Raw genomic sequence first — 25,717 nt, 5'->3', positions numbered from 1 at the left:
AGCAGTAATTTTGGAGCCATCAGTATGGAACTACAAGCACGACAACAGGTTGAAATCAACTTTTGGAAGTATTCTCCAATTGAACGGCCTGAAGCTGATTCATTACAGGTAATGCTTGACAAAGCAATTGATGCATCTATCCTCTCGGATTGCTTAAAGCCGTATACCGCCGTTTTCAATTCAGCCGAAACGATTTTAGAACTGGGAGCAGGGCAAGGATGGGCATCCTGCTTCATAAAGCGACTCTGTCCAACTGCGTTTGTTACCACTACCGACATCAGCGACTGGGCATTACAATCAATCCATAAATGGGAATACATTTATCGTGTCAAGATCGATGAAACGATCGCCTGTAAAAGCTACGAAATTCCTAAACCCGATCAATCTATTGATCTAATCTTTTGCTTTGCAGCGGCCCATCACTTTGTTGCCCATCGCCGTACATTGCAAGAAATTGCTAGAGTACTGAAACCAAACGGCCACTGCTACTACTTCTATGAACCGTCCTGTCTAGCATTCCTATACAGCTTGGCCCATTGGCGAGTCAACCACAAGCGGCCAGAGGTTCCAGAGGATGTGCTAATTTACCCCAAAATCGAGGCAATCGCCCGTGAATCAGGATTAGTCTGTACACCAAACTTCTATCCCCACACGTTCAGACGTGGGGGTGGCGAAACTTTATACTACATGATTTTGAGTAAGCTGCCTTACCTGCAACGCTTACTTCCTTGCAGCATCAATTATCAGTTTGTTAAGCCTTGAGAAGTTTATGAAGCAGCATCCAGTTTCTAGACAAACTATGCAATAGCACCATGAACATTCTGTTTTTGGATCAGAGCGGCAAACCGGGCGGAGCAGAACTCTGTCTTTTGGATATCGCAACCCCCTATCGGGAATGTTGTTTAGTTGGGCTGCTGGCAGATGGTAGCTTTAGGGAGCGACTAGAGCAGCAGCAAATCCCAGTTCGAGTGCTGACCACACAAGCGATTCGAGTCCGTAAAGAGAGCGATTGGCTGGAGGGAATCCGCAGTGGCATACAGTTACTGCCGCTGATCGGACAGATTGCTCAGCTCTGCCGCCAGTTTGATCTGATCTATGCCAACACGCAGAAAGCATTCGTACTCGGCGCATTGGCTAGCTTAATTAGTCGTAAACCGCTAGTTTATCATCTCCACGATATTCTTTCACCTGATCACTTTAGTGCGGTCAATCGACAAATTCTAGTGACGTTAGCCAATCGAGTTGCTGCCCTCATTATTGCCAACTCATCCGCGACCCAAGCAGCTTTCATCAAGGCAGGTGGACGCCCTGAGCGGGTTCATGTGGTCTACAACGGATTTGACCCCCAGCCCTATCAACAGGCCAAGCAGCAGCGTTCGGTGCTTCGGGCCGCTTTGGGGCTAGAGGAGCGGTGGGTGATTGGTCACTTCAGTCGTCTCTCTCCCTGGAAAGGGCAACATGTCCTGCTGGAAGCGCTATCCCATTGCCCTGAACAGGCGATGGTCCTGTTTGTAGGCGATGCCTTGTTTGGCGAACAGGCTTATGTCGAGCAGTTGCATCAACAGGTCCAGCAGTTGGGGCTAGAACAGCGGGTCCAATTCCTGGGGTTTCGAGCTGATGTACCTGAGTTAATGGCGGCTTGCGATTTGGTAGTGCATTCCTCGGTAGCGCCTGAGCCGTTTGGCCGCGTGATTGTCGAAGCAATGCTGGCAGGAAAACCCGTGATTGCTGCCGCTGCCGGAGGCGCAATGGAACTGATCGAACCGAACCAGACAGGCTGGCTCGTACCGCCGCAGGATTCGCTACAGCTGGCCGCCGCAATCAACCAATGCCTCCAGTTTCCAGAGCATGCCACCACAGTCGCCCACAATGCTAAGGTCCAAGCATCTGAGCGGTTTCATATCGCTAACATTCATCAGCAAATTGATTTACTATTGCGCCAATTTGTCCAAGTTTAATATCGATCGCTACCGACCTACAGTAAGAATTGAGCAGCACCAAGGCGATCTACAGTCATATTCGCCAATGTCACCAAGACCTTGAACGAACCAGAGCTGCCGCCATTCGCATCAACTTGTACCGTCACACTCGCTCCGCTTTGCACTAGACGTACATAGTCTCGGAAGCGGGCGTTGCTGGTGTAAGCCGGATTGGCAAAAATCTGGCTCAGGTCGATCCGGTCCTGATTTGGGTTGAAATCAGTGATCTGGTCCTGACGGTCGCCGAGCTGCTGATAGACAAAGCGGTCGTTGCCGATGCCACCCGTGAGCGTATCGCCATCCAGTCCGCCAATCAGAATATCATTGCCGCCGTTGCCCAAGAGGGTATCTCGTCCAATTTTGCCGTAGAGCTTATCGGCTCCATTGCCGCCTCTGAGCGTATCAGCTCCACTGCCACCATAGAGGATATCGTTGCCGTCGTTCCCATTCAGGACATCCGCAGCCTGATAGCCGTTCAGAATATTGGCTCCACTGCTGCCATTGAGCGTGTCGTTGCCGATACCACCGTTGATACTAGTCAAGCCCGGTACAGTGGGATATTCATCCGTTTCGTAGCCCGCCAGCAACCAGCGCAGATTTTCCGACAGGATGGTGCCCGCATCAGGAGCGGGAGAAAATTGCTCCCCATAGTAGCCCTCAAACCATCCGTCCCATTCAGCTTGCGGTACAAAATATCCCAGGAAATCATTGGTGAGGCCAAAGAAAAACTTGAATGGGTCTTCGGCCCAGTCGGGGTGGTTGACTAAGGGTGGTTCCAACGGGGCCTGATTGTAGGGTGCAGTACCAATCGTTGGGTCAATGCCGCCCACTAGCAACTGGGGATATAGCTCCCCGCCCATCGTCAGAAACGACACCGCACCAAAATCAACATAGTTCACCTCGGTTTTGACATACAAGGTTTGTGAACCCGCAGCTCGTCTCCGCTCTGGAGTCGGAATCTGGTCCTGCCGGAAAGTAGGCGTAGGAATTCGGTTCAGGGATTTGGCGCTGATGTAGAGCGGATTTTCAACTGGCAAATAGAACGTGCGGCTGCGGTATTCGATCGGCGACAGTTGGCTGAGGGGTTCGATCCGGTCGGTTGCACCCGGATTATTCAACTGCTTCAGCAGGCGCTGTGCCACTTGACGACCAATCGCTTCAGCTTTTTGAAAGGATTTACGCGGTAGGTTCGGCAAAACATCACCGCTTTCGCTGGTCAACAGTCCGCCAACAGCCCCATTCACAAATAGGGTCTGCCCACCCAGTTTGGCCTCCATCTCGTCTACGACCCATTTAACGAAATCAGCCGTGATTGCCTGATTCTTTTCCCCCAGCACCTCCGGATGACTGGCCCAGTTTACCAGGGTACCCACCACCTGTTGACCTGACGAGAACACCAGCAATCGCGCCGCTGGATCAAAAACATCGGGTGGACGATAGTCTACTACCAAGTCTTGCAGCACTTTCTGGTCAATATTGGCGACTTTGAGAGTGGCGGCTTTGCGATTCGTCCAGGCCGATTTGACCGCTTTGCTGGCTTGAGCCGCAATCGTTTCGATATAGTCGAGCGGACGCGGATTCAGAAACGGCACCGGCCCCACTCCTCCCCAGAGGCCAATCGTATCGGGGCTGGCGTGAGTATGGGTAGCATGAACCAAAATCCGGTTGGCTAACTGGGGCACCTTGGCCGCAATCGCCTCTTGCACCCGCTGCACATCAGGAGCACTGAGTCCAATCAAGTCTAGCGTTACAATTGCCAGGGGCGTGGCACCATCATCCACTACCATCGCACGGGCGTAGAGCGGATCGTTGACGCGGGTGGCCGGTCGGTCAGCGTTAAACCCAGCCAGCCAGTAGGTGCGCGTTTGCCAGTCGGATGGAGTGATATTGGCTTTGGCGACACCAACCTGATAGGAATTTTGATTAGCTAGAGAACGCAGGGTAGCTTTCGTTTTGCCAGTAGAAACATGCGAATTTTTCATACTAAATTTCATATACAAATAGATCTTTTATTCAACTTTTTATTATACAACTCAGAATTGCTTTATAGTTTTTGGCATAGTATCCCAATATGATGAACTTTCTAACAAGTATGACTGAGCAAGCAGTTTGATCAAAATTCAGCTTAACTGAGAGACATCAGGACGAATCAAAAAAAGTTTACAAATCAACTACCGCAGTACTGTATTGGCTTTGAGCAACGTGTTTTATTTGAATGTATTAAGTTTCCTTAGCAGAATCAGAAAAACGTTCTAGCTTGATTGAATTACATCCCAACTGAGTTAAGCTACAAACTATGCGTGCCAAAAGTTTCAATTGTGTATACGCATCGGAACTCCTGATCTCTGATTCAGGTCTACTCACCACACTCGCTCTCTTTTACGATAAGGTATCCTTACCACATCCTTACGACCTCGACGCCAATGCAAAACCGTTGATTAGATGGCCGTTTGATAAATTAGATGATCTTGAGATTGAGCAACGCCACTACCGCTCCTGGATCAATGCCAACAAAGAATTATTCAATGCAGGAGTGCTAGAAGTCTTACCACCACCCTTAGAAGCGCAAAGAGATGAACCTGTCGATTTAGCGCAGCGATTGTTAGAGGAACTAGGATCATCGCTTCCCTACTTTACATCATCTCAAGTGTTCAGCGGTAAATTGGCGTTAGCCATGCACGCTCTTTTCAGTCAAACGACCGATCCTGAATTCATTACATCTCGCCCAGGAAATACCTCAACCCAGCATCTGCAAACTGTTCTTGCCACCTCGCTCCTAGAATATCAACTACCTCAGCTTGAAAAACTTCACCCCGAACAAATTCTTGAGTTACGGGAGGAAGTCGCTCCGTATAAACAGGGTTTTATAGATTACTTGAGCAAAATGACCGATAACGTTGAACAGCGGCTTCAATCTACTGCTAATGATGCCAACGAGGCAGCCCGTCGAACTGTCGAGCGTGTAATTATTCCTGAATTTAATGAATTTCTTGCCCAAGAGCTACCTCATAGAGTTGGATGGTGGGCCGGATTGATTCAGAAAACGGCTAGTACTCTCAGTTCTGTGATCAAAGTTGTAGTGACTCCTTGGGATATGGCAAATTATTTTGATGTTGCTGGAAATCCATTTGGCCTCGTTGAACATTTTACTGATCCAATGGTTGAGAGAGCATCAAATAAACATCGAGCAATTCAATTCATCAACACTATTGAGAGATTGACTGACACTTAAAAAATAAATTTGAATCAAAGATTTACAAATAATTCTTTTACCGGATGCATTCCCATTCAGTAACACAAAGAACTAGCTCATGGTTTACGAGCACGAATACACAAGAAACCCGGTTCGCACATTAATTTCGCGTAACCAACCGGATCGGTTAAACGAAATTGCTCGGTTGGTTGCGGTTCCAGAATCTGCTCCAGTACAAAACCAGCTTCAATCAATGGATTTAACACCGCCTGCCAAGAGCGACGATAGGATGTCACCACCGGATAGGGTTCACCAAACCCTCGCCACTCCATTGTGAATTGTTCCACCTCGAAGTAATTGCCCAGCGTTAATTGCTTGCTTTGGGTATAGATGAAATCTGCGGTGGGATTGCCGCAGGAGAAAACGAACCTGCCACCAGAATGCAAAACCCGAACGAATTCGGCAAACACCGGATGCCAATCGGCAATGTTGTCCAACACGAGCGGACATAGCACCAGATCGAAGCTGCCATCATCAGCAAAGTTGAGCGGCTGCGTGATATCGGCCTGGTAAACCTTAACTCGCTGCTCTTCAGGTTTTTCCTGAATGCCTAATCGCCGTTTGGTGATTGCTACCATCTGAGGCGTGACATCGCAAGCCACCACCAAAGCACCCCGCTGCAACAACCACTCGCTATAGATACCTGGCCCACAACCCGCATCGAGAATCCGCAACCCTGCTACATCCGGCAAGAGTGACAAAGTAGCAGGCCGTTCATAATAGGCATTGTGGGCTTTAGTTTCAACCGCAGCCGCATAACGCTCAGCGAACTGCTGATAATTCCGCTCTCCAATCGGTTTAGGTGGATCGGTCATTTCTAGTCACTCCGGTGGGAGATTGCTGCAATTCATTCAATTTCATCAGGATTGATGCCCAAAGCACGGAGTTGTTCGGCTAATAGTCTGGCCCTTGCCTCTGCTTGGTTGGCTCGCGTTTCAGCTTGGTTGGCTCGCGTTTCCTCCTGATTCGCTCGTGTTTCGGCTTGGTTGGCTCGTTCGGCTCCGGTTGGAATGACTTGCCCATCGCGGTCGCACCAGCGCAGCCACAGGCGAGTAATCTCTTCCTCAAACTGACCCTCCCAAAGAGTTAAGCCAAGTCCTACCCCATTCAGCCAAACCGATTGACCTACGGCGGTAATTCCCTCCGGTGGAGTTAGCTCAATGTAGCCATCCGCAGCAATCGACCAGATGCGCAAAAGGGCACCATTCATTTCCTCTGGGCCCTGAATTTGCTGAAGCGGATCAAACACGACATAATACCGCACACCGATCTGGGCGTAAATATCTTTCTTGCTGACCGTTTTTCCCTTCTGATGCGACTTCTGGCTCAGCACCAATTCGTCTCCCTCCTGATTCGAGACAATCTCAAGGCAAACATCGGGCACTTTACCAAACTCCCAGACAAAGTAGGACCGGTTCCGCCGTTGCGAGTAGTCCTCTGAACGCTGCACTCCTAAACTGAGCATCACATCCGGCACAATCGGATCGCCTTTGAGTTTATAGAACAATCCCACATTCGCCGCCGCTAAGAACGGAGTCGGCAATACCTTAGAACTGTAAAGCGGTTCCACAAGCAGCCGCTGCTGCTCCTCAGATTGAAAATTGTCCACAGGGGTATCGTCCTCAATCACCAAATGGCTGATATCCAGCTCAGTCACGATTTCGTCATCGTTTAGAAGTTGCTGAGTCATGGGCAATCACCAAACTCGATGCTTTATTATCCACTAGATTATCAACTAAATTTCACACCTGCGTCTAATCAAAAGTCAGTGGATACGATGCTACACTCTCCAAGGTTGGGTGGATGGGTAGGGAGTGGATGGGTCGTTGCCTACGCGCAGCGTTGTCGGCGCAGCGTTGTCATAGATACAGCAGTTGGGGAGATGAGGTATGAAGCGCTAGACACTATGAAGTACCTGAGTAGGAAAAGTGCCCTGATTGGGAGGGTATAGTTAGGCTGCGGCAGTTTTGCCTAATTCTAATTTGCCTAATTCTAAAAGGTGGAAGAATCATGGATCGATTGAATCTGAAGGTGTTCCAGCAGTTTTGGACGATTGCTAAAACCTATTGGCAGAGCGATGAAAAATGGCAGGCTAGAGGGTTATTGCTGGCCGTAGTGCTGTGTTTGTTAGCCTACACCGGATTGAGCGTTGTGCTGAACAACAAGCGAGGTGTATTGATTTCTGCCCTTTCTGCTCAAGATGAACCGCGCTTTTGGCAAACGGTTTTGATTTTTTTGGCCGTATTGGTGATCTACGCTCCGCTGCTGGCAGGGTATCAGTATCTGCGCGACCGGCTGAGTTTGCAATGGCGGCGCTGGTTGACGCATCGGTTTGTGGATCATTATTTCCACGATCGGGCCTATTACAAACTGCACATGTTCGCCACCGAGATTGACAACCCAGATCAGCGCATTGCAGAAGATGTGCGTAGCTTCACCCAAGAGTCGCTTACCCTTTTGCTGGTGGTCGTTGAATCCGTGCTGTCAATTATTGCCTTTAGCGGTGTACTCTGGGGCATTTCTAGACCGCTGGTGTTCTTTCTGCTACTCTATGCCGTGCTGGGTACGCTGGCCACCACTGTAGTATTCGGCAAACCGCTGGTGCGGCTTAATTATGAGCAGCTCAAAAAAGAAGCGAACTTGCGTTTTGGTTTGGTGCGGGTGCGGGAGAATGCCGAAGCGATTGCCTTTTATCGCGGCGAAGAACAGGAGTCAGAGCAGATTAAGCAGCGCTTTTTAGCTGTGTTTGAGAACGTTAAACGCTTGCTGATCTGGGAATTAAATCTAAACGTATTGACGAATGCCTACGAGTTTATCCCGTTTATTCTACCCGCATTGGTCGTGGCTCCGGCTATCTTTGCGGGAGAGATTGAAGTTGGGAAAGTCAGTGAAGCTCAGGGGGCGTTCATTCGCGTCTTTTTCTCGCTCAACGTAGTCGTGGCTCGTTTCCAGGCTTTGACTACCTTTGGGGCTGGAATTAGCCGGTTGTATCAGTTTTCTGAATTTCTCGATGAGGAGCCAGCAACCGAGCAGAGCAGTGACATCAGCCTGATTCAAACCACCACTGCTGACCAGCTAGCATTGGAGCATCTGACACTAGAGACGCCGAATCACCAGCGCACTTTGGTCGCAGATTTGTCAGTCGCACTGCCGACTGGAGCCGGTCTATTGGTTATGGGTCCGAGCGGCTGCGGCAAGAGTTCGTTACTGCGGGCGATTGCAGGCTTATGGAATGTTGGTAAAGGCAAGATCCTGCGCCCTCCCCTTGATCAAATTCTGTTTTTACCTCAACGTCCCTATATGGTGCTGGGCACTCTACGAGATCAGCTCCTCTATCCCAATCCCAATTTGGAGATCGAAGATGCCGACTTACAGCGAATTCTAGAACAGGTGAATTTAGCCGATTTGAGCCAACGCTTTGGTGGTTTCGATGCCGAACAAGACTGGGCCGATGTGCTCTCTCTCGGTGAACAGCAGCGTCTGACCTTCGCCCGGCTCCTGCTAAATAAACCCAACTACGCCATTCTCGATGAGGCTACTAGCGCCCTCGATCTGGATAACGAAGCGCGCTTATACCAACAGTTGCAGGCACTTGACACCACTTTTTTGAGTGTAGGACATCGGGCTACATTAGCAAATTACCACTCGCTCGTGCTGGAACTTGCTCAAGATCAAACCTGGCAACTGAAGCAATCAGAGGCGCTGGTTTAAAAATCATTTTGCGACAACCGCCCACGCCAACCTAGACTATTCTGGTTCAACTGCCGCAGGTATTCATCGGGCTGGGCAATTATGGCATGGGCTAACGCAATAGCCTGCTCCAGCTGAGAGTCAGTCAGATGTTTGTAGGCAGGAATTTGTCTGGATGGCAGTGCTGTATACCATGAGCCGTACTGAGGCAGCTCCTCCACTCGGTGTACAGACAACCCAATACGCATCCTCGCCTTTCACCTGAGCCGCATCGTCAGAAATGCCGCTCAATGCCTGAATACAGGTCCAAGTGATGCCCTCACTGTCAGTGACTTCCCGTTCCATACCAAATTTGATCTAAATTTGATCTAATAACGACCTGAACTAGCAATTAAATGAAGTCCTGAAACTCAATCTCTACGGAACAGCCGCTCCGAGTCGTGAAGTATATGAGGTTCGGAATTCAAAGCGCGAAGTTTGATCTGCTTTCGGATTCGCTTCACACCACCCAGCGTCAATAGCATCAACCCTGTTCCCAGCAGGCCCAGTTGCCATAAACCACAGCCAAATGCCGCGCCCAGACCCGCCGCGCTCCAAATCGAGGCTGCCGTCGTTAACCCTCTAACCTTCACCTCACCAGACTTTTGCGACGATTGCTGCAAAATCAGACCCGCACCTAAAAATCCAACTCCCGTGGTGACGCCCTGAATGGTGCGGCTGAGGGCATTAATTGAAGCCACAGGACTTACGCCTTCTACCTGTAGAGGAATCATCACAAATAGGGCAGCCCCCATGCTTACCACCATAAATGCTCTCATGCCTGCGGGACGCCCCCCCTGCTGGCGATTCAATCCAATCACGCAGCCAGCCAACAGGGCTAACGTCAGTCTACTTGCAAGACCGAGCCAGTCGTTTGAGGTCATGAACATTTGCTCCATTCCAAATCACCCACCTTCCGCTTATAGAACGGTTCATTTGACCCGTCTTTAGCCATTTGGTAAAGATTAGGTTAAGTAAAGGTTAATAAAAATAGCAGCCACAGTTAATATCTCGTTTGGGTTAGATCGGGTTAAGAAGAGAACGTATTGCGATTACCGAGGCATGAGGAGACAGGAGTCGAAACTACCCAACAGCTCACTGGAGCTTCTGAACTTACAGCTGAACTGCTGCATGGGCTAGAGAAAAGCTGGGCATTGGCATCCAAAGCATCTCAGGAGACAGCATCAGTTTTACCAGACTGTACCAGATAAATTACTAGACAAAAGATATAGATTTGATGCCGCCCACCTTTGCTCGACAACCCCTGAGTCGTAGGCGTTGCACTTAAACAGGAAGCGCCCCCGATTGAGCTGCATCTGGCCCTCGATAGGCCGTCACCTCAATTTCAATCCGCATCCGGGGATCGGAAAGTCCAGCGACGATCATAGTGGCGGCAGGTCGCACCTCTCCCAAGTACTGGCGCAACACTCGCCAGCAGGGTTCAAAATCATCTCGGTTGGGCAAGATATAGCGAACTCGAACGACATCATCTAACGTGCAGTCTGCCTCAGCCAAAGCTGCAATGATGTTTTGAAAACACTGTTCAGCCTGTTCAACCACAGCGGCAGCAATCGTCATCGTGCCATAGTCAAATCCGGTGGTACCCGCTACAAAAACCCAGTCGCCTATTACTACTGCTCTGGAGTAGCCAATTTCAGCTTCAAACGATGATCCAGAAGAAATCAAACGGCGATTCATGACGGTTCGTTCCTATCGTGCTTATTCACAAGTAAGACTGCACACGCAAAACCTCGCATCATTATTTCAGGCTTCTATTTTTCTTACACTAAAAATTACTCTAAATATGATAGTTCCGACAATTAGCCCATCAGCAACTCCTCCAATTGATTCAGCAAGGTTTCAAGCTGCTGCGTTTTAGCCGTATCTCGCCAGAGCGTCTTGTTCTTCTTGACTTGCTGGGCTACCTGAGTCAATCGTTGCTGTAAGTTGGGTGGTTTGGCAGTAGCTTCAGGAGTAGGGCTAAGAGCCTTAATTTGGGTTTTGAGTTCAGATAAGCTAAGGGAATCGTACACGGCCTTTTCAAGCAGCTGTTGTCGCTGTGATTCATCCTTGACCCCGGCCAGCAGAATGCCTTTGGTGTAGTGAACTTTGCCCTGGCGAATCACTTGCAGAATTTCGGGTGGCTTTTTCAGCAAAGGTAAACGTGTCGCTACAAAAGACTGCCAGGTGATGCGACCAAAGGAATTAAAAATTTGCTTCACAAGTTCGGCTTCGGAACTAACCAAAACGTTTTGGTTAGTTGTGCCTTTGGCCGCGTTGTTCATCCGATAAAGCAGGCTGATCACATCGTCAGTGCTCTGACCGAGCTGAATTTCCAACAGCCGCAGCATGTTATCTAGCTCTTCTAGGGCGCTGAAATCGCGTCGGTTGGCATTTTCCGAAATTGCGGCCTGAAATGCGGTTCGGTCATCCCAGTCAAATACCTTCACCGGAACGGTGGTTAATCCAACGATGCCAGCAGCCTTTAAGCGTCGCAGTCCGGCTACCAGCTCATACTTTTGGGGTTGGATCGGATGAGGGCGCACCCAAAGAGGCGAGCGGATGCCATTGGGTTTGATGTCGTTAAAGGCCCATTGTTCCAGTTCTTCGGCATCGTAATAGTGGCGAACTGGCTTACCATCGGGAACAAAACTAAACGAGCAGATCACGGCATCCCAAGCAACTTCCTTTTCTGTTGTCACTTCCGCTGCCTGAACAATTTTCTCAGCGGTTTGCCCAAACACAAAGCTCAGTTCCTGATTGCTAGCGATTGCGTCCTTTAGCTTGCGACGAGTCGTCATAATTCAGCCTCAAATAGCTTCAGAGCTTCCGTCAACAGTTTGGTGTAGGCATTTGCTGCCGATTTGGGTGCTGTTCCCTTCATGCGAAACACCGTACTAGCCTGACCCGGCGCATCTTTGATACATTGCCGATCGGGCAGGACCGTACTCAGCAACGGCAAAATGCCACCCTCTAACGCTTCCTTTGCTTCTCGCAACAGAACCGTGTTTCCTTTGACCGCATTCAGATAAAGAGCTGCTACCGGCCAACCACCCCGGATCTCGCGGGCCTGACGCACAAACTGGACAATTTTGCCCGTACTGGCCAGGTCGATCATGGAATCGCGACAGGGAATCAGCACCAAGTTTGACCGCACCAGAATCGCTTTAGTTACCTCACTAGCGTTACCAGGCCCATCAACGACGACCACATCGTAATACTCCGTCAGCTTGGGCAACTCATCAAACAGCGCCTCTGGATCGCCAATCACTTTGCAGGGAAGCTGGAGTTCATGCAGCCAACCCGAAGAACTCTGTTGCCCATCTGCATCTACCAGAACCGTCGTGTAGCCCTTCTGCGTAAACCAATCAACTGCATGCACAGCCCCGGTCGATTTGCCAGAGCCGCCCTTCTGATTCACAAACGCCAAAATTTTGGGCAATTTTTGAGGGGCAACTGCCGTTTTTGCAGACTTAGCCTTTGGCATAGGTTAAATAACCAAAATCTTTGTTTAGCCATGACGTTTGATGGTAACACCAATTCTCTGATCTGGCATCAAGCTGTCAAAAAAATACGTAATGCTAATCCCTGAAGCATGGCTACAGCGTCGGGATCCACCCATCTTCATGAGATGTTCCACAGAAAAAGCATTTATGTAGCGCCCAACCTAACCAAAACGTTTTGGTTAGGTTGGGCGCTAAAAATAGCCAATGCAGTTACTAGTTTGAATTAGCCGTAGAGGTCGTCAATTCAGCGATGCGGCGGTCTAGTTTGCGAGCTACCGTTTTCAGCGGAATCAGCGGTTCTTGTCCTACCTGGTATCGCACTAGTGCGGAGTTGATTAGGTTTCCCCGCCGGAACAGCACCACATCTGTTTGACCAATCTCTGGTTCGGTTTTGCTGAACCCGCTGGCCACATCACCGATGTCTTGAAGCTGGGACAGCGTCTTGACTCCCTCTACTCCCATCGACTGCGCCTGTTCGACCAGCGCTCCAGGATTCTGCAAAATTGCATCATAAACCTGTCGCACCCTATCTACCTGATCCGGCTCTGGACTCACCGCCGCCAGCGAAAACGACGACACACAGATCAGCTCGACCAGTTGGGACTGCTGCTTCAGCACAAACGCCGACTTTTCACCTGCCATCTGACAGCTCTCGGCTTCCGCCTCAGAGGCCACCACAAACTCCGCCGGTAGATCCTCCAGGCTCAAGAATGGGTTAGAATTTGCAGCTGGGGCAGCCCAACTGACCAGAGTCAGGGTTAGCCAGAGGTACAAGCTTATGCAACCACAGAGACCCAGAGAGAACAGGAAGCTAAGTTGATGCTTGAATCTAGACAGAGCAGCACAGAACCAGCATAGGTAATTGGAATGGGAAATGATCACTGTGTTGCTCCTCTGGCGTCAGATCGCTGCTTTCAAAAATAGTAATCGATTAGCAGCAGAAACGGGGGAGGCTGACGCTGATCATCCAGTTACCGCATTGGCCCTAGCCTTGGCCTGCTCCAGCAAAGTCCGAGACGGAGTGTGGTTGGGATCTAATTCTAGCGCTCGATTCAAGGCAGCAATCGCTGCATCAAGTTGGCCTTGGCGCAGATAGGCACGTCCTAGACCGTTGTAGCCAGCAGGCCATTTTTGATCCAGTTCTACAATGCGCTGAAAGGTATTCAAGGCTTGATCAAGCTGGCCTTGCTGCAAATAGGTATGGCCCAGACCGTTATGAGCCTGAACAAAATTGGGGTCGAGCTGAATCGCCTGTTGAAACGCCTGCTGCGCTTCGTCAAACTGTCCCTGCTGTAAGCTTGCATGTCCCAGGCCACTATAGGCTTGCACAAAATTGGGGTCGAGCTGAATCGCCTGTTGGAATGCTTGCCGCGCCTGATCCAACTGCTTTTGCTGTAAGTTCACCTGCCCCAGAGCATTGTAGGCTAGCGCTAGGTCAGGTTGGAGCGCAATAGTCTGTTGGAGCGCTTGCCGCGCTTCATCTAACTGCTGATTCTGCAAACAAGCCTCTCCCAAGCCTTGGTAGGCCCAGAATTCTTCTGGGTTCAGCTCAACAGCCCGTTGAAAGGCAGCAATAGCCTCGGTCAAGCGCTGCTGACGTAAATAGGCCCGTCCCAAGCTTTCATGAGCTTTAGCATCCTGGGGAGAGCGTTTCGTGAAGTAATTAAAGATTTCAATCGCAATATCTAGATCCCCTTTACGCAGCGCAGCAAGGCCGTAATTGTAAAGCGCAGGCAGGTAAGTGCGATCTAACTCAAGGGCACGACGAAAATAGTTGAGTGCAGCATCGAGCTGACCTTTTTCCAACAGCACTTTCCCCATCCCATCCTGACTGACCACTGCAGTTGGAGCTAGTTCTAGCGCTCGCTGAAACGCGGCGATGGCCGCATCGAACTGTTTCTGCTGCAGACGGGCAAAACCCAACCGCTCATGGGTCAGGGCAAAGTCAGGATTGAGGTCTAGCGACCGTTGAAGAGCTGCGATGGCGGGTTCAATCTTTCCCTGTTCTAGCAGTGCTTGCCCTAAGTTGCTGTGAGCTGAAAAGGAATCTGGATTTTGTTCAACCGCTTGTTCGAGTTCAGCAATAGGCCGGCTAGCTTGAGTGTGTGGCATAGAAGGAGTTTCAGGTGCAAGATTTTCTGCAAGAGACTTTAGTAACGCCAAAGCAAACGGTTCTGCAGCCCTATCTTGATTCACATCTATATTTACATCCCCAACTGGCAGCAATCGGGATTTCTCGGCAACAAATTGTTCAGGTACTGGTTTAGAGATAGATTCAGGCACTGATTCAGGCACTGGTTCAGGCACTGGTTCAGGCACTGGTTCAGGCACTGGTTCAGATACTTGGCCTGGTATTTGGCCAGAAACATCTATTTGGCCAGAAACATCAGGAGTCTCTTCCGGCAGTGCTGGTTTTTTGGCAGCTACAGCATTGGATAGCTGAGTGTAGATAGCAACTAAAGAATCAAGTTCAGTGCAGGCCATCTCCAGGGCGTTGGATAGCTGCGTATAGGTAGACTCCAGCGTCGATGCTCTAGAGGCTTCATCAGCAGATGCTTCATCCAGCCCTGACTCGCTTGACGTTATCTGGTTCGCCCGATCGTCCGTTGCTGAAGCTGAGGATTCGGGTAGAGCAGGCGGCGACAGCAGAAGGTCAGGCGCTGCTGCAATTTCTAGCACCTCTGGTTCAAGTAATTCTAAAGTCAGCGTTTCTGGAACCAAAGAGTTTGCAGCAACAGAATCGGATGAAGCGGTACTAGCGGGAAGCTGTGGCCTAGAGGAATTTCTGGAAAACTGACGGAACCAACATTGAACTTTGTGCACCAATCTACCGATCACAGCGATCATGCCATGCTACTCCAAGGTGGTTGTGCAATGCCCAAGATAGCTAAAACTGCAATCAGTTGATGGGTGAATGGTGAAAACTTCAATTTATCTTTAATTTTGATTTTGTTTAGCAGGAGGCAGAATGGTGATCGAATTCTCAAGCCCCAGCCCAACTTGGCTATTAAATTTTGACTAGATTATAATCAGAAGCTTCTCAAGTTCTGTTGGCAAGCATCCGAGCAGTGTTTACTGGCTAATATCCAAACAATTACTCAAAATCAATCGGTCGGGACTGAAGCAATTAATCAGAAATTTCAGCTTGCGTTGACTGTTTCCAACGAGCAGCGGCATGATTCATCTCTACCGCATTCTTACCAATTTAATCATTACCGATTAAATTTAATTCCCCGCTATTTTCCTCAGACAATTCAGCTATACAGCTATACGAGAACCTGGAAATTACAGCATGGCAACCGGCCAATCTGTCTCTGGATCTATCCCGTGGATCTATCCCGTGGATCTATACCGTGGATCTATACCGGCGGCGGCAACTCAGCAGTTGGGGCGATGCAATTTGGGCCTTTCAGGACTGGCTAGAGCTAGCCAACCTACAGCGCCAGAATCAAATGCTGGTCGAGGAATTGCAGCAGAAGTCCCTCAAGGAGCAAACAGCCCAGACAGTCGATCCGAACTAGGCCGATCACAGCCCATAGAGCCAGCTAATCAGCAACGGCGTCAGAATTGTCAAGAGCAGATTTAGCGGAGCGCCAATGCGAGTGAAGTCGAGGAATTTGTAGCCGCCCGGACCGTAGACCATCGTGTTCGTCTGGTAGCCAATTGGCGTCATGTAGCTGTTGGAGGCTGCGAACGTAACGGCAAACATAAAGGCGTAGGGATTCAAACTCAGCGACTTGGCTACCTCCACTGCAATTGGAATCATCAAGACTACCGTGGCATTATTTGACAGAATTTCGGTCAGCAGCGTGGTCGCCAAATAGAACAGAGTCAAAATCCAGAATCCAGACAAATGACCACCGGCCAATAGCAATTGATCTGCCAACCACTTGGTCGTACCTGACTTATCCATAGCAATTCCCAGCGGAATCAGACCAGCCAGCAGAAAAATAATGTCCCACCGCACCGCACCATACAGCTCGCCGGGTTTGAGGCAGCCGGTTATCACCATCAGAATCACGCCAGTCAGCGACGCCACCAGAATCGGCATCCAGTCAAAGGCCGAAACCACGATCACACCGACTATAATCGCCAGGGCAATCCAGGCTTTATTTTGCCGCAGCGATTCCACATCACGCTGCTCTAGCACCAGCAGTTCGCGACTTGTTTGTAAACCCAAAAAGCTCTCTCGCGGCCCTTGCACCAGCAGCAGATCGCCAAACCGGAGGGGCACTTTCCCTAGCCGTTCCCGCAATACTTCCGAGCCACGCCGAATTGCTAGCACCGTGGCGTTGTAGCGTTGGCGAAAGCGTAGATCCTTGAGGGTAGAGCCAGTTAACCGCGAGTTGGAGAGAATCAAAACCTCGGCAATTTTTTCTTCTCCTGAACTCAATTCGGCCTCCAGGGATTCCTCACCAGACGGCCCCTGGCCAAATTTGACATCCGGCAGCATGTCTAGCCCTCGCTCTTCCCGGATTTTCAGCAAATCTTCTCGACTACCGCGCACCAGCAGAATATCGCCAGCTGCCAAGAGCTTATCAGCTAGAGGCTGAGGAAAATGGGCACCATCGCGGATTAGCTCCAGCACGTCGATGTCAAATTTGCGTTGAATCTCGCTTAAGCGCAGCGTTTGTCCAATTAGGTTAGAGCGCGGCGTTACTACCACCTCACTAACATAATCCCTAAGGCTGTAATCCTGACTGAGGCTACTTTCGGGCGCTTTGCGGTTGGGCAACAGCCTGGGGGCGGCAAACGCCAGATAGGTTAGCCCTACCGTAAAAGTGATCAGTCCCAAACCCGTGAACTGGAACAAACTGAACTCACCATAGCCCAATTTACTGGAAATGCCGCTAGCTAAGACATTTGTAGAGGTACCAATCACCGTGATCATGCCGCCCAACACCGTCGCGTAGGAGAGGGGAATCAGCAGTTTAGACGGGGAAATTCTCTGCTTTTTGCACCAATCTTCTATAATGGGCAGAAACACCGCCACGACCGCCGTGTTATTAATGAAGGCCGTAATCGGACCCACGATCAATCCCATCACCAAAATCTGCTGGCTGATGTTCTTGCCGCCCCATTGGATCAGAAAATTCCGAATCACTTGAATTACCCCCGTGCGGGCAATCCCAGCGCTAAGAATAAACATGGCCATCACCGTAATCGTGGCCGAGTTGCCGAAGCCAGAAATGCCTTCCTCTGGCGTCACCAGTCCCAGCAGGATCAACACCACGGTAATGGCGAGGGCAGTTAGATCTACCGGGAGCCACTCGGCGACAAAACAGACAAGAGCAGCAACCAGAACGCATAACGTCAGGGCAATGGGATTAATCAAAGAAGTCATAGTAACGCAGTAATCTCAAACAGCCATTTTAGCCCTGAAGTGTATCGGCAAGTAGCCCATCTCTTCCAGAGCTGCGAAAACCTTGTTAACGCTCTCATCCAGGGTTTCCAGGTCGGTGCGACACTCCACTTCCGGGTTGAGAGGCGGCTCATAGGGATCGGAAATACCCGTAAACTGCTGGATCTCGCCAGCTCGAGCTTTTTTGTACAGCCCCTTCACGTCACGCTGTTCACAAACTGCAAGCGGCGCATTCACATACACCTCAACAAACTGCCCGATTTTACCTCGCACTTCTTCCCGCACCGCCCGATAGGGAGAAATGGCCGAAACGAGGACAATGACTCCATTGCGCGTCAGCAACTGCGAGACGAACCCAATCCGGCGGATATTCTCATCCCGGTCTGCTTTGCTGAACCCCAGCCCTTTGGTCAAGTTCTCCCGAACAATATCTCCATCCAGGACTTCAACCCGACAGCCTTGATTGCGTAATTCGGTAGCGACGGCTTGAGTAATGGTTGTTTTTCCAGCTCCACTTAATCCAGTGAACCAAACGGTAACTCCACGATGCTGCATGATTTGCTCCATTGCCATTAATACGGATGATTGCCGATCCTCCTAAATCCCCCTTCATAAGCTACGGTGTCCACACCAGTCGAAGATCCCCCCTTACCCTCCTTACCCAAAGGGGGAACCGTAGGCGAAGCCTGGGCGCAGCTCATACAAACCGGGATTGAAGTCCCCCTTGATAAGGGGGATTTAGGGGGATCAAACCCTTGCATTGATTTGCGATCGAGATCTGTGTACACCATAGCTTCATAAGAGGGACCTTCAAGCTTTTGGTTAGGATTTAAACCCCAACCGGAATTTGCATTGCCCTAGCCAGCTCAGCCGCCACCTCAGGCCGGGAGAATTCTGGCGGTGGTAGTTCACCTCGACGTAACATCTCTCGTACCTTTGTCCCTGATAAATGAATCCGTTCCTCTGATGTACTCGGACTCGTCTTACTAGTTGCCATTTGCTGAGTCCGCTGACAGTAAAAGGCATGTTCAAACTTCATGGGTTGAATACCCAATTCACCTGGTGCAAATTCATCAAAGATATATTGGGCATCATAGGTGCCATAGTAGTCGCCAACACCCGCGTGATCGCGCCCAACAATAAAATGAGTACAGCCATAGTTTTTGCGCACCAACGCATGAAAAATGGCCTCTCGCGGTCCAGCATAGCGCATCGCTGCTGGGTTAATGGCCAGAATCACACGGTCCAGCGGAAAGTATTTTTCTAGCAGAATCTCGTAGCAGCGCATCCGCACATCAGCCGGGATATCATCTTCTTTGGTTGCACCTACCAAGGGATGCAGAAACAATCCATCTACGGTTTCTAGGGCGCACTTGATGATGTACTCATGCGCTCGGTGAATCGGATTGCGCGTTTGGAAGCCGACAACCGTTTGCCAACCTTTTTGACGGAACAGGGCACGGGACTCAGCCGGGTCAATTTGGTAGGTGGGAAAGTTGGGATGGGGACGGCGCTCTAGTAACCAGACATCGCCTGCTAGATTAACGTCACCCTGACTATAGACCACCTTAACGCCCGGATGCTTCTCATCGGTTGTGCGATAAACTTGCTGAGCTTCGTGTTCTTTGTCACAGATATATTTCTGAGTCAGTTGCAGCACGCCCGCAAACCGGCTATTTGGATCATCTAACCGAATCCAGTCTCCTTCCTTGAGGCAGGCCGCCTGTTTCGCATCAACCGAAAGAGTAATCGGAATCGACCAAGGCAATCCGTTAGCCAAATGCATTTCATCAACCACGCGCTGATAATCTGCCTCATCCATAAACCCGGTGAGCGGACTAAAGCCACCAATCGCAATCAATTCCAAATCGGAAAGGGCACGCTGATTCAGACAGATGCGCGGCAAATGATCGGCTTGCTCCAGAAATTGGGCCTTTTGTTCCGGGGTGCAAATACGGTTAATTAGAGTGCCGCCGTGGGGAGCAATGCTATTCAAATCGTGATTCAAAATTGCCTCCAAGAGAACAAGATGGTTCAACAAACCTAGTAGAAGGCACCTACAGAGCAGCAAATCCAGTGACCACTCTATTCAAACCTTGGCCCTTGCCGAATTCAGGTATGACTCAGCAACGAAAAACCATTATCAAAGACTCAGTAGGTCGAACATGAATTCGTTTGGATTACTAGGGTTGGTTTGTTTGCGCAGCGCGTGCATCGCACAATCCCCCGTTTCTGAGATGCCCGCAGGGCTATAATCCCCCTAAACCCAGCGGGGATGCGCCTTCGGCGAGGATAAGGGGGACTTCAAACCCAGGTTTCATCCACGGTTCTCCCCTTTCATAAGGGGGGCTAGGGGGGATCTCAACAGGATTTGCGATCTACTGAGACTAACCAATTCAACTTCAGTAACTCTAGGCTGTTTTGGAACAGATCCACCCTTATTTGTCTTATTTGTCTTATTTGTCTCTTAGTTAATATCCGCAACAATATTGGATCGTCCGGTAGGAATTCAATGATCTAGCTCATTTTGCTACCGATATTTATCAAATCATTACCCTATTGCAAAAACTGCAAAAAATCTTGTGGCGTTGCTGAATAGAGGTATGAATTGTGGAGTTGCTGTAACGTTGGTAGCCCCCTAAATCCCCCAAAATTGGGGGACTTTGAACCCGCTTGTTCGCTCTTCCCACCAGCATCGCCTGCGGTTTGTCAAACGACTCGCTCGTTTAATAGAGAAAGATCGGAAGGTCCCCATGACGGGGGATTATAGCGCTGCGGGCATCCCAGAAAAGGGGGCTGAGAGGACTTGTGTGGACACCATAGCCAATTCTGGGGGAAAATCTTTCAAAGTCCCCCAGAATTGGGGAATTTAGGGGGCTACCAACGTTACAGCAACTCCACAATTCATACCTCTCAGTAACGCCAAAAATCTTGTAGAGAAGCAGAAGTTATATCTAATCGATCAATTAGCCGTAAGAATATAGGAGCAGCCCTCCTAATATTGACTCTATATATACCCTACCCCTTTGCATAATCGGCACGCAGAACCCAGGCAGAACCCAAAAATCGATCAATCTAAAGGCCAAAAGCAAACTTAACAAAATCTTGACAAACCCCTAGCATACGCTTGCCTTCTGCTCAGTTTTGCTCTATTCTGTCCGATACTGGTTTTTCTCGCCCTAGATCTACCAGTGTTTCGGCTTAAGGCAGGGCGCTGATCAAGAGTGTCGCAACCACTCAAGACCAGCTAACCTGACTTCCTGTGGTCCCAGGAAGCAAGGCTGTGTTTGATTTTATCTCACCTGCCTCGCTGAGTGTTGACTGTAAGTCAGGTCACTCCCTTAAGCCTTTTCTTCTCAACCACAAGCGAGGTTAATACTCATGACTACAGAGTTCAACGAACTGCTGCCCGTTCCGCCTAGCGGTAAAACCCAGATCTGGATTGTCGGCCAGCGCGATGAGGTGCTGCACCTGATCAACGAGTTCACTGTCAAGCGCATCGCCACCGACCGCTCGAAGTTCACGCCACTGGTTCCCGCTCCGTTTGCAGCAGGGCAGTATATGACTGTGTTGGTGAGGTGATAGAGCGATAGGAGAGATGGGGGAGATGGGGATCGTGAGCCTCGCCGAACGAGGGGAGCCATAGAGCCTGTCTTGAGTAGTCTTCCCCATCGTCCTGATCTTCATTACCTTTGTCGTTTCCCATCACCTCCACCTATGTTTGATAACGTCTGCAAATACTTAGCTGAACAATTTTCGAGTGATTTTGCCCGCTGGCTATTGGGAGAGGCTACTGTGTTAACCGAGTTAAGCCCTTCTGAGCTGTCGTTAGAGCCAATTCGAGCAGATGCACTCATGCTGTTGCAGTCCGAAGCGGTAGTCTTGCATCTAGAATTTCAAACCCAAGCGAGCGCAACTATTCCATTTCGGATGGCCGATTATTGCTTACGAATCTATCGCCGGTTTCCCAATAAACGTCTGCGGCAGGTGGTGATCTATCTCGCAGAAACAAGCTCAGAGCTAGTGTATCAACAGGAATTTATAGCAGGTGGAATGCGCCATCGCTATGAAGTGATTCGCCTATGGGAGCAACCGAGCCAAGTGTTTTTTGAGTATCCAGGGTTATTACCATTTGCGGTGCTTGGACAAACTCAAAATCGGATCGAAACCCTGCAACAAGTGGCACTAGCAGTAGATGGGATAGCTGATCGACAGATGCAGAGGGATGTGGCCGCATCAACAGCGGTGTTAGCTGGATTAGTATTAGAAAAAAGCGTAATTCAACGAATACTCCGGAGAGAAATCATGCGCGAATCGGTAATTTATCAGGAATGGCGGGCAGAAGCACTAGCAGAAGGTCGGGCAGAAGGTCGGGCAGAAGGTCGGGCAGAAGGTCGGCGGGAAGGAGAGGCCGCTTTAGTCCTGCGGCTGTTAGCACGACGAGTAGGGCCAGTGCCAGAGGAGCGACGCAATCAGGTATTGCAGTTGAACGTGGAGCAGTTAGAAGCGCTGGGGGAGGCGCTGTTAGATTTTTCAACTTTGGCCGAGTTGGAGGCTTGGTTGGACGCACACCAGCAGGCAATCAACAACGATTAGGATTTGCTGCTAGCTCTGGTTGAGCCATTCTTAGAACCATTAGTAGAACCATCAGTAGAACCATTGGCAGAGCCATTGACGAGGGCAAGAGGGCTGATTGAGGTTGGGCGGCGGCGAACGGTGCGGCGGGGTGTGCCTCCGGCCATTACGTATTCGTTACTGTAGCGTCCGTATTTAGAGGCCACTCCCGTTAGCATGCGTTCAGCATATTCAGCCAAGATTTGTTCGGCTTCTAGAATGGCTTGGTAAGTTTGATCTACGGTGGATAGGGCCGTATTATAGGCTTCGAGTTTTTGCTGCGTATCGGCAATCAGGGCCGCAAAAGTAGCGACGGTTAAGCCATTACCCAGATCGAGGGAGGGGTCAATGGATTTCATGCCAGCCATCCGGCGTTGGGATTTGTCGAGAATTGCAGAACCACGTTTGCGTCTAGGCATAGTCGATGACCTCATGCGGTAAAGAGTAGATGCAGTTACAGAATATCCAAACCTTAGCCTAGGGTTTAAGCATGGGAGCGCAGTATTTTTGAGGAACTGTTGTATGAATTTTAGTTGAAAGGTTCGACTTTTCTAGGAGAACTGCGCAAAAGGCAAGTTTGGTTGCAGCAGATGCAACGATAGAGGGAGCCAATGCAGCGATGGCTTGAGCAAACGTTGGAATGAAGTGAGCTAATGCAGCGATTGTTGATGCAAACGTAGGATTTGCTTAAGCATCAGTTATACCTGAATCAGCGATTAGAGCATAGGTTTATGCAAGGGCTGTATTTGTTTCAGGACTTATGCAGCTCAGCAATTTCTGCCCCCCTAGCCTCCCAGATTTGGCTACGATGTCCACACAAGAAGATCCCCCCTAACCCCCCTTAAATCAAGAGGGAAGAGGCGCAGCCTGTGCGCAGCACCTACCAATTATGGATTGAAATCCCCTTGATAAGGGGGATTTAGGGGGATCACCTTTAAGAGCGATTACAATACATTTGCACTATATATGACAATATTTGCAAATACCTGATTGAGCACTACACAACCGACTTTGCAACTTGGCTGTTGGGCGAAGCTGTCACACTGACTGAGTTAAGTCCTTCCGAGTTGTCGTTGCAGCCGATACGAGCCGATGCGCTGGTGCTGTTGCAATCGGATCAGGTTGTGCTGCATGTCGAGTTCCAAACCCAACCCAAACCCGATGTTCCCTTTTGCATGGCCGACTACCGCCTACGAGTGTATCGTCGGTTTCCGAACAAAGCTATGCGTCAAGTGGTGGTCTATCTCTATCCCACGACATCTCCCTTGGCCTATCAGAGTGCATTCGAGATGCCCGGCACTCGGCATGAGTATGAAGTGGTGCAGCTATGGGAGCAACCAACGGAGCTATTTTTTTCAGTCTCCAGGATTATTACCTTTTGCCGTACTGAGTCAGACGAGTCAGCCAGAGCAGACCCTGCAGCGAGTAGCAACTGCGATTGAGGATTTCCCAGAGCGAGTCGCTCAAAGTGACATAGCGGCTTCTACAGCACTTTTGGCTGGGTTAATATTAAAACAACAGGTGATTCGACGCGTGTTACGGAGGGACATTATGCAGGAGTCAGTGATTTATCAAGATATTTTGACAGAAGGACTAGAAAAAGGTCGGGCAGAAGGACTAGAAGAGGGCCGTAAAGAGGCATCCTTGAATCTGGTGCTACGCCAATTGAACCGCCGGCTACAGAACGCCTTGTCAGAGCCGCTGCAAGTGCAAATCACCCGCTTATCCTTAGACCAACTCGAACAGTTGAGTGAAGCGTTGCTGGATTTCAAAACGATTGCGGACTTAGAAGCATGGTTAGCCGCCCAGCAGGAACAGCAACAGGCTGATGGATAAAGTTTTCATGCAATCCCATAGCCTCACCCGAACGTTGCTCGGTTGCAGGCAACGTTGAGACAGTTGCGTGGTAAGTAAACGAATTCAAATTTTTGCTCGGCTTATCGCTGGCGTTTGGAATGCTTTTGGCGGCGGGGTCTGGCCCGTCCTAGGAGACCAATGCCATAAACTAATCCAAGCAGCACGGCTAGAACCAGTGGAATGACGATGAGAGGCATTGCAGCACCGATTGAAATTGCGGAGGCAATCGCAATCACAACTACTAGGTAAGGAAGAATAATGCAGAGAGTCGCAATAGTGATTTTGAGTGGAGACCATTTGATATTCTTCGCATAGTCCTTGTGCTGATATTTGCCTCTGCTTGCGAACTCATTGTCCTTGGAGTATCCTTTTAACCGATTAGGAAGCATGACACACTATTCCCTAGAGTAAATAAACTCTGAAACAGGATAATCTACATACAATCCATTGAAACTTTAATCTAAATTTTATTTGCCTCGAACTTGGTCATGGTGCTTAGTGAACCATTCATAAGTCTTTTCAATTCCTTCCTTCAGCGATGTTTTTGCTCGCCACCCCAAGCTGTTAATTTTGGAAGTATCGAGTAACTTTCTGGGTGTACCATCGGGTTTAGATGGATCAAACTTTATCTCTCCTGAGTATCCAACTACGGCTTTAATTGTCAACGCCAGTTCTTTGATCGAGATCTCTTCACCGGTTCCGACATTAATAAAGCCTGCGCTGTTGTAATGCTGCATCAGAAACAGCAACGCATCGGCCAAGTCATCGACAAACAGGAATTCTCTCAGGGCAGAACCCGTACCCCAGACTTCCACATAGTCTGCCTGAGTCTGCTTAGCCTCATGAAACTTACGGATCAGGGCAGGCAGGACGTGGGAGTTGGCTAAGTCAAAGTTGTCGTTGATGCCGTAGAGATTGGTCGGCATTGCAGAAATGAAGTTGACGCCATACTGATGACAGTAGTTTTCGCAGAGTTTGAGTCCGGCAATTTTGGCAATAGCGTAGGGTTCGTTAGTGGGTTCTAGCAACCCAGTGAGCAGGTGTTCTTCCCGCATCGGCTGGGGGCAGAGTTTGGGATAGATGCAGGATGAGCCGAGGAACAGTAGTTTCTTGACACCGAATTGGTAAGCGCTATGAATCACATTCGCTTCCATGATCAGGTTGTCGTAGATGAATTCAGCTCGATAGGTATTGTTGGCATGAATCCCTCCCACTTTGGCGGCAGCGAGGAAGACATACTCTGGGCGGGTTTCAGCGAAGAAGGCTTCGACCTCGGTTTGCCGTCGTAGATCTAGTTCTTGGCTGGTTTTGAGCAGGAGGTTGTGATAGTTATTGGCTTGCAGGGTTCTGACAATGGCGCTACCAACTAAACCCTTGTGTCCAGCAACGTAGATTGGAGAATCTGGTTTCATAGTGT

General features: G+C 49.7%; 24 protein-coding genes. 9 read left to right on the top strand and 15 right to left on the bottom strand.

What is annotated here, in order from left to right; genetic code table 11:
• Positions 1 to 24 precede the first annotated feature (24 nt).
• Together HJG54_RS31725 and HJG54_RS31720 are read left to right on the top strand one after the other, a co-directional pair.
• Positions 25 to 762: a class I SAM-dependent methyltransferase gene (locus HJG54_RS31725; protein WP_316435746.1), complete on the top strand. Its 738-nt coding sequence runs from the start codon at positions 25 to 27 to the stop codon at positions 760 to 762.
• 50 nt (positions 763 to 812) lie between these two features.
• Positions 813 to 1,958, top strand: coding sequence for a glycosyltransferase (locus tag HJG54_RS31720; protein ID WP_316435745.1), 1,146 nt, complete (start codon positions 813 to 815; stop codon positions 1,956 to 1,958).
• Positions 1,959 to 1,975: 17 nt separating this feature from the next.
• On the opposite strand, the gene HJG54_RS31715 is transcribed toward HJG54_RS31720, so the two are convergent.
• On the bottom strand, positions 1,976 to 3,961 hold the full coding sequence (locus HJG54_RS31715) for a type I secretion C-terminal target domain-containing protein (protein WP_316435744.1): 1,986 nt from the start codon (positions 3,959 to 3,961) through the stop codon (positions 1,976 to 1,978).
• Positions 3,962 to 4,275: 314 nt separating this feature from the next.
• Here HJG54_RS31715 and HJG54_RS31710 point away from each other — a divergent pair, with 314 nt between their 5' ends.
• On the top strand, positions 4,276 to 5,211 hold the full coding sequence (locus HJG54_RS31710) for a hypothetical protein (protein ID WP_316435743.1): 936 nt from the start codon (positions 4,276 to 4,278) through the stop codon (positions 5,209 to 5,211).
• Between the two features lie 77 nt (positions 5,212 to 5,288).
• Here HJG54_RS31710 and HJG54_RS31705 read toward each other — a convergent pair whose 3' ends face one another.
• Together HJG54_RS31705 and HJG54_RS31700 are read right to left on the bottom strand one after the other, a co-directional pair.
• A complete protein-coding gene (locus HJG54_RS31705) occupies positions 5,289 to 6,047 on the bottom strand; it encodes a class I SAM-dependent methyltransferase (RefSeq protein WP_316435741.1) in 759 nt (252 codons plus the stop codon).
• Positions 6,048 to 6,079: 32 nt separating this feature from the next.
• Positions 6,080 to 6,922 carry a Uma2 family endonuclease gene (locus tag HJG54_RS31700; protein ID WP_316435740.1) on the bottom strand — a complete coding sequence of 281 codons (843 nt, stop codon included), beginning with the start codon at positions 6,920 to 6,922 and terminating at the stop codon, positions 6,080 to 6,082.
• A 320-nt stretch (positions 6,923 to 7,242) separates the two neighbouring features.
• On the opposite strand from HJG54_RS31700, the gene HJG54_RS31695 reads away from it, so the two are divergent.
• Positions 7,243 to 8,943 (top strand): ABC transporter ATP-binding protein/permease, encoded by a 1,701-nt coding sequence (locus HJG54_RS31695; RefSeq protein WP_316435739.1) that lies wholly within the window; start codon positions 7,243 to 7,245, stop codon positions 8,941 to 8,943.
• 120 nt (positions 8,944 to 9,063) lie between these two features.
• On the opposite strand, the gene HJG54_RS31690 is transcribed toward HJG54_RS31695, so the two are convergent.
• The 7 genes from HJG54_RS31690 to HJG54_RS31660 all read right to left on the bottom strand — a co-directional run bounded on the left by HJG54_RS31690 (position 9,064) and on the right by HJG54_RS31660 (position 15,188).
• Entirely contained in the window at positions 9,064 to 9,267 is a 204-nt protein-coding gene (locus HJG54_RS31690; RefSeq protein WP_316435738.1) for a hypothetical protein, read from the bottom strand.
• 65 nt (positions 9,268 to 9,332) lie between these two features.
• Positions 9,333 to 9,845: an MgtC/SapB family protein gene (locus HJG54_RS31685; protein WP_316435737.1), complete on the bottom strand. Its 513-nt coding sequence runs from the start codon at positions 9,843 to 9,845 to the stop codon at positions 9,333 to 9,335.
• A gap of 400 nt (positions 9,846 to 10,245) precedes the next feature.
• Complete coding sequence (locus HJG54_RS31680; RefSeq protein ID WP_316435735.1) at positions 10,246 to 10,659, bottom strand: RidA family protein; 414 nt, start codon at positions 10,657 to 10,659, stop codon at positions 10,246 to 10,248.
• Between the two features lie 122 nt (positions 10,660 to 10,781).
• Positions 10,782 to 11,762: a ParB/RepB/Spo0J family partition protein gene (locus HJG54_RS31675; protein WP_316435734.1), complete on the bottom strand. Its 981-nt coding sequence runs from the start codon at positions 11,760 to 11,762 to the stop codon at positions 10,782 to 10,784.
• Positions 11,759 to 12,448 carry a ParA family protein gene (locus HJG54_RS31670; protein ID WP_316435733.1) on the bottom strand — a complete coding sequence of 230 codons (690 nt, stop codon included), beginning with the start codon at positions 12,446 to 12,448 and terminating at the stop codon, positions 11,759 to 11,761. The genes HJG54_RS31675 and HJG54_RS31670 overlap by 4 nt, the downstream gene beginning before the upstream one ends.
• A gap of 232 nt (positions 12,449 to 12,680) precedes the next feature.
• On the bottom strand, positions 12,681 to 13,175 hold the full coding sequence (locus HJG54_RS31665) for a hypothetical protein (RefSeq protein ID WP_316435732.1): 495 nt from the start codon (positions 13,173 to 13,175) through the stop codon (positions 12,681 to 12,683).
• 255 nt (positions 13,176 to 13,430) lie between these two features.
• A complete protein-coding gene (locus HJG54_RS31660; RefSeq protein WP_316435731.1) occupies positions 13,431 to 15,188 on the bottom strand; it encodes a tetratricopeptide repeat protein in 1,758 nt (585 codons plus the stop codon).
• Positions 15,189 to 15,820: 632 nt separating this feature from the next.
• On the opposite strand from HJG54_RS31660, the gene HJG54_RS31655 reads away from it, so the two are divergent.
• Positions 15,821 to 15,988, top strand: a complete 168-nt coding sequence (locus HJG54_RS31655; RefSeq protein ID WP_316435730.1) for a hypothetical protein — start codon at positions 15,821 to 15,823, stop codon at positions 15,986 to 15,988.
• Between the two features lie 5 nt (positions 15,989 to 15,993).
• On the opposite strand, the gene HJG54_RS31650 is transcribed toward HJG54_RS31655, so the two are convergent.
• The 3 genes from HJG54_RS31650 to sat form a co-directional block, all read right to left on the bottom strand.
• Entirely contained in the window at positions 15,994 to 17,811 is a 1,818-nt protein-coding gene (locus HJG54_RS31650; protein ID WP_316435729.1) for an SLC13 family permease, read from the bottom strand.
• Positions 17,812 to 17,826: 15 nt separating this feature from the next.
• The gene (cysC, locus tag HJG54_RS31645) at positions 17,827 to 18,396 is read right to left on the bottom strand and encodes an adenylyl-sulfate kinase (RefSeq protein WP_420717409.1); all 570 of its coding nucleotides are present in this window, start codon (positions 18,394 to 18,396) and stop codon (positions 17,827 to 17,829) included.
• A gap of 262 nt (positions 18,397 to 18,658) precedes the next feature.
• The gene (gene sat / locus HJG54_RS31640) at positions 18,659 to 19,837 is read right to left on the bottom strand and encodes a sulfate adenylyltransferase (RefSeq protein WP_316435726.1); all 1,179 of its coding nucleotides are present in this window, start codon (positions 19,835 to 19,837) and stop codon (positions 18,659 to 18,661) included.
• A gap of 1,373 nt (positions 19,838 to 21,210) precedes the next feature.
• Between sat and HJG54_RS31635 the strand changes: the two genes are divergently transcribed.
• The gene (locus tag HJG54_RS31635) at positions 21,211 to 21,411 is read left to right on the top strand and encodes a hypothetical protein (RefSeq protein ID WP_316435725.1); all 201 of its coding nucleotides are present in this window, start codon (positions 21,211 to 21,213) and stop codon (positions 21,409 to 21,411) included.
• Positions 21,412 to 21,546: 135 nt separating this feature from the next.
• Complete coding sequence (locus HJG54_RS31630; RefSeq protein ID WP_316435724.1) at positions 21,547 to 22,425, top strand: Rpn family recombination-promoting nuclease/putative transposase; 879 nt, start codon at positions 21,547 to 21,549, stop codon at positions 22,423 to 22,425.
• Here HJG54_RS31630 and HJG54_RS31625 read toward each other — a convergent pair.
• The gene (locus HJG54_RS31625) at positions 22,422 to 22,862 is read right to left on the bottom strand and encodes a hypothetical protein (protein WP_316435723.1); all 441 of its coding nucleotides are present in this window, start codon (positions 22,860 to 22,862) and stop codon (positions 22,422 to 22,424) included. The two genes, HJG54_RS31630 and HJG54_RS31625, sit on opposite strands and share 4 nt — an antisense overlap.
• 606 nt (positions 22,863 to 23,468) lie before the next feature.
• Here HJG54_RS31625 and HJG54_RS31620 point away from each other — a divergent pair.
• The gene (locus HJG54_RS31620) at positions 23,469 to 23,885 is read left to right on the top strand and encodes a hypothetical protein (RefSeq protein WP_316435722.1); all 417 of its coding nucleotides are present in this window, start codon (positions 23,469 to 23,471) and stop codon (positions 23,883 to 23,885) included.
• Between the two features lie 109 nt (positions 23,886 to 23,994).
• Positions 23,995 to 24,279 (top strand): DUF4351 domain-containing protein, encoded by a 285-nt coding sequence (locus HJG54_RS31615; RefSeq protein WP_316435721.1) that lies wholly within the window; start codon positions 23,995 to 23,997, stop codon positions 24,277 to 24,279.
• A gap of 488 nt (positions 24,280 to 24,767) precedes the next feature.
• Here HJG54_RS31615 and fcl read toward each other — a convergent pair whose 3' ends face one another.
• Positions 24,768 to 25,712, bottom strand: coding sequence for a GDP-L-fucose synthase (gene fcl, locus HJG54_RS31610; RefSeq protein ID WP_316435720.1), 945 nt, complete (start codon positions 25,710 to 25,712; stop codon positions 24,768 to 24,770).
• Positions 25,713 to 25,717: the final 5 nt, after the last annotated feature.

The organism is Leptolyngbya sp. NK1-12, assembly GCF_032598965.1.
Lineage (GTDB): Bacteria > Cyanobacteriota > Cyanobacteriia > Elainellales > Elainellaceae > Elainella.
The sequence above is the reverse complement of the archived record's forward strand: the minus strand, read 5'-3'. Positions and strand labels throughout refer to the sequence as shown.

Coding starts and splice junctions, on each gene's coding strand:
- HJG54_RS31710 (WP_316435743.1), top strand. CDS start 4,276: ATGCGTGCCAAAAGTTTCAATTGTGTATACGCATCGGAACTCCTGATC.
- HJG54_RS31700 (WP_316435740.1), bottom strand. CDS start 6,922: ATGACTCAGCAACTTCTAAACGATGACGAAATCGTGACTGAGCTGGAT.
- HJG54_RS31725 (WP_316435746.1), top strand. CDS start 25: ATGGAACTACAAGCACGACAACAGGTTGAAATCAACTTTTGGAAGTAT.
- HJG54_RS31690 (WP_316435738.1), bottom strand. CDS start 9,267: ATGGAACGGGAAGTCACTGACAGTGAGGGCATCACTTGGACCTGTATT.
- HJG54_RS31630 (WP_316435724.1), top strand. CDS start 21,547: ATGTTTGATAACGTCTGCAAATACTTAGCTGAACAATTTTCGAGTGAT.
- HJG54_RS31695 (WP_316435739.1), top strand. CDS start 7,243: ATGGATCGATTGAATCTGAAGGTGTTCCAGCAGTTTTGGACGATTGCT.
- HJG54_RS31685 (WP_316435737.1), bottom strand. CDS start 9,845: ATGACCTCAAACGACTGGCTCGGTCTTGCAAGTAGACTGACGTTAGCC.
- HJG54_RS31615 (WP_316435721.1), top strand. CDS start 23,995: ATGCAGGAGTCAGTGATTTATCAAGATATTTTGACAGAAGGACTAGAA.
- cysC (WP_420717409.1), bottom strand. CDS start 18,396: ATGGAGCAAATCATGCAGCATCGTGGAGTTACCGTTTGGTTCACTGGA.
- HJG54_RS31675 (WP_316435734.1), bottom strand. CDS start 11,762: ATGACGACTCGTCGCAAGCTAAAGGACGCAATCGCTAGCAATCAGGAA.
- HJG54_RS31720 (WP_316435745.1), top strand. CDS start 813: ATGAACATTCTGTTTTTGGATCAGAGCGGCAAACCGGGCGGAGCAGAA.
- HJG54_RS31670 (WP_316435733.1), bottom strand. CDS start 12,448: ATGCCAAAGGCTAAGTCTGCAAAAACGGCAGTTGCCCCTCAAAAATTG.
- HJG54_RS31680 (WP_316435735.1), bottom strand. CDS start 10,659: ATGAATCGCCGTTTGATTTCTTCTGGATCATCGTTTGAAGCTGAAATT.
- fcl (WP_316435720.1), bottom strand. CDS start 25,712: ATGAAACCAGATTCTCCAATCTACGTTGCTGGACACAAGGGTTTAGTT.
- HJG54_RS31705 (WP_316435741.1), bottom strand. CDS start 6,047: ATGACCGATCCACCTAAACCGATTGGAGAGCGGAATTATCAGCAGTTC.
- HJG54_RS31625 (WP_316435723.1), bottom strand. CDS start 22,862: ATGCCTAGACGCAAACGTGGTTCTGCAATTCTCGACAAATCCCAACGC.
- HJG54_RS31715 (WP_316435744.1), bottom strand. CDS start 3,961: ATGAAAAATTCGCATGTTTCTACTGGCAAAACGAAAGCTACCCTGCGT.
- HJG54_RS31650 (WP_316435729.1), bottom strand. CDS start 17,811: ATGACTTCTTTGATTAATCCCATTGCCCTGACGTTATGCGTTCTGGTT.
- HJG54_RS31635 (WP_316435725.1), top strand. CDS start 21,211: ATGACTACAGAGTTCAACGAACTGCTGCCCGTTCCGCCTAGCGGTAAA.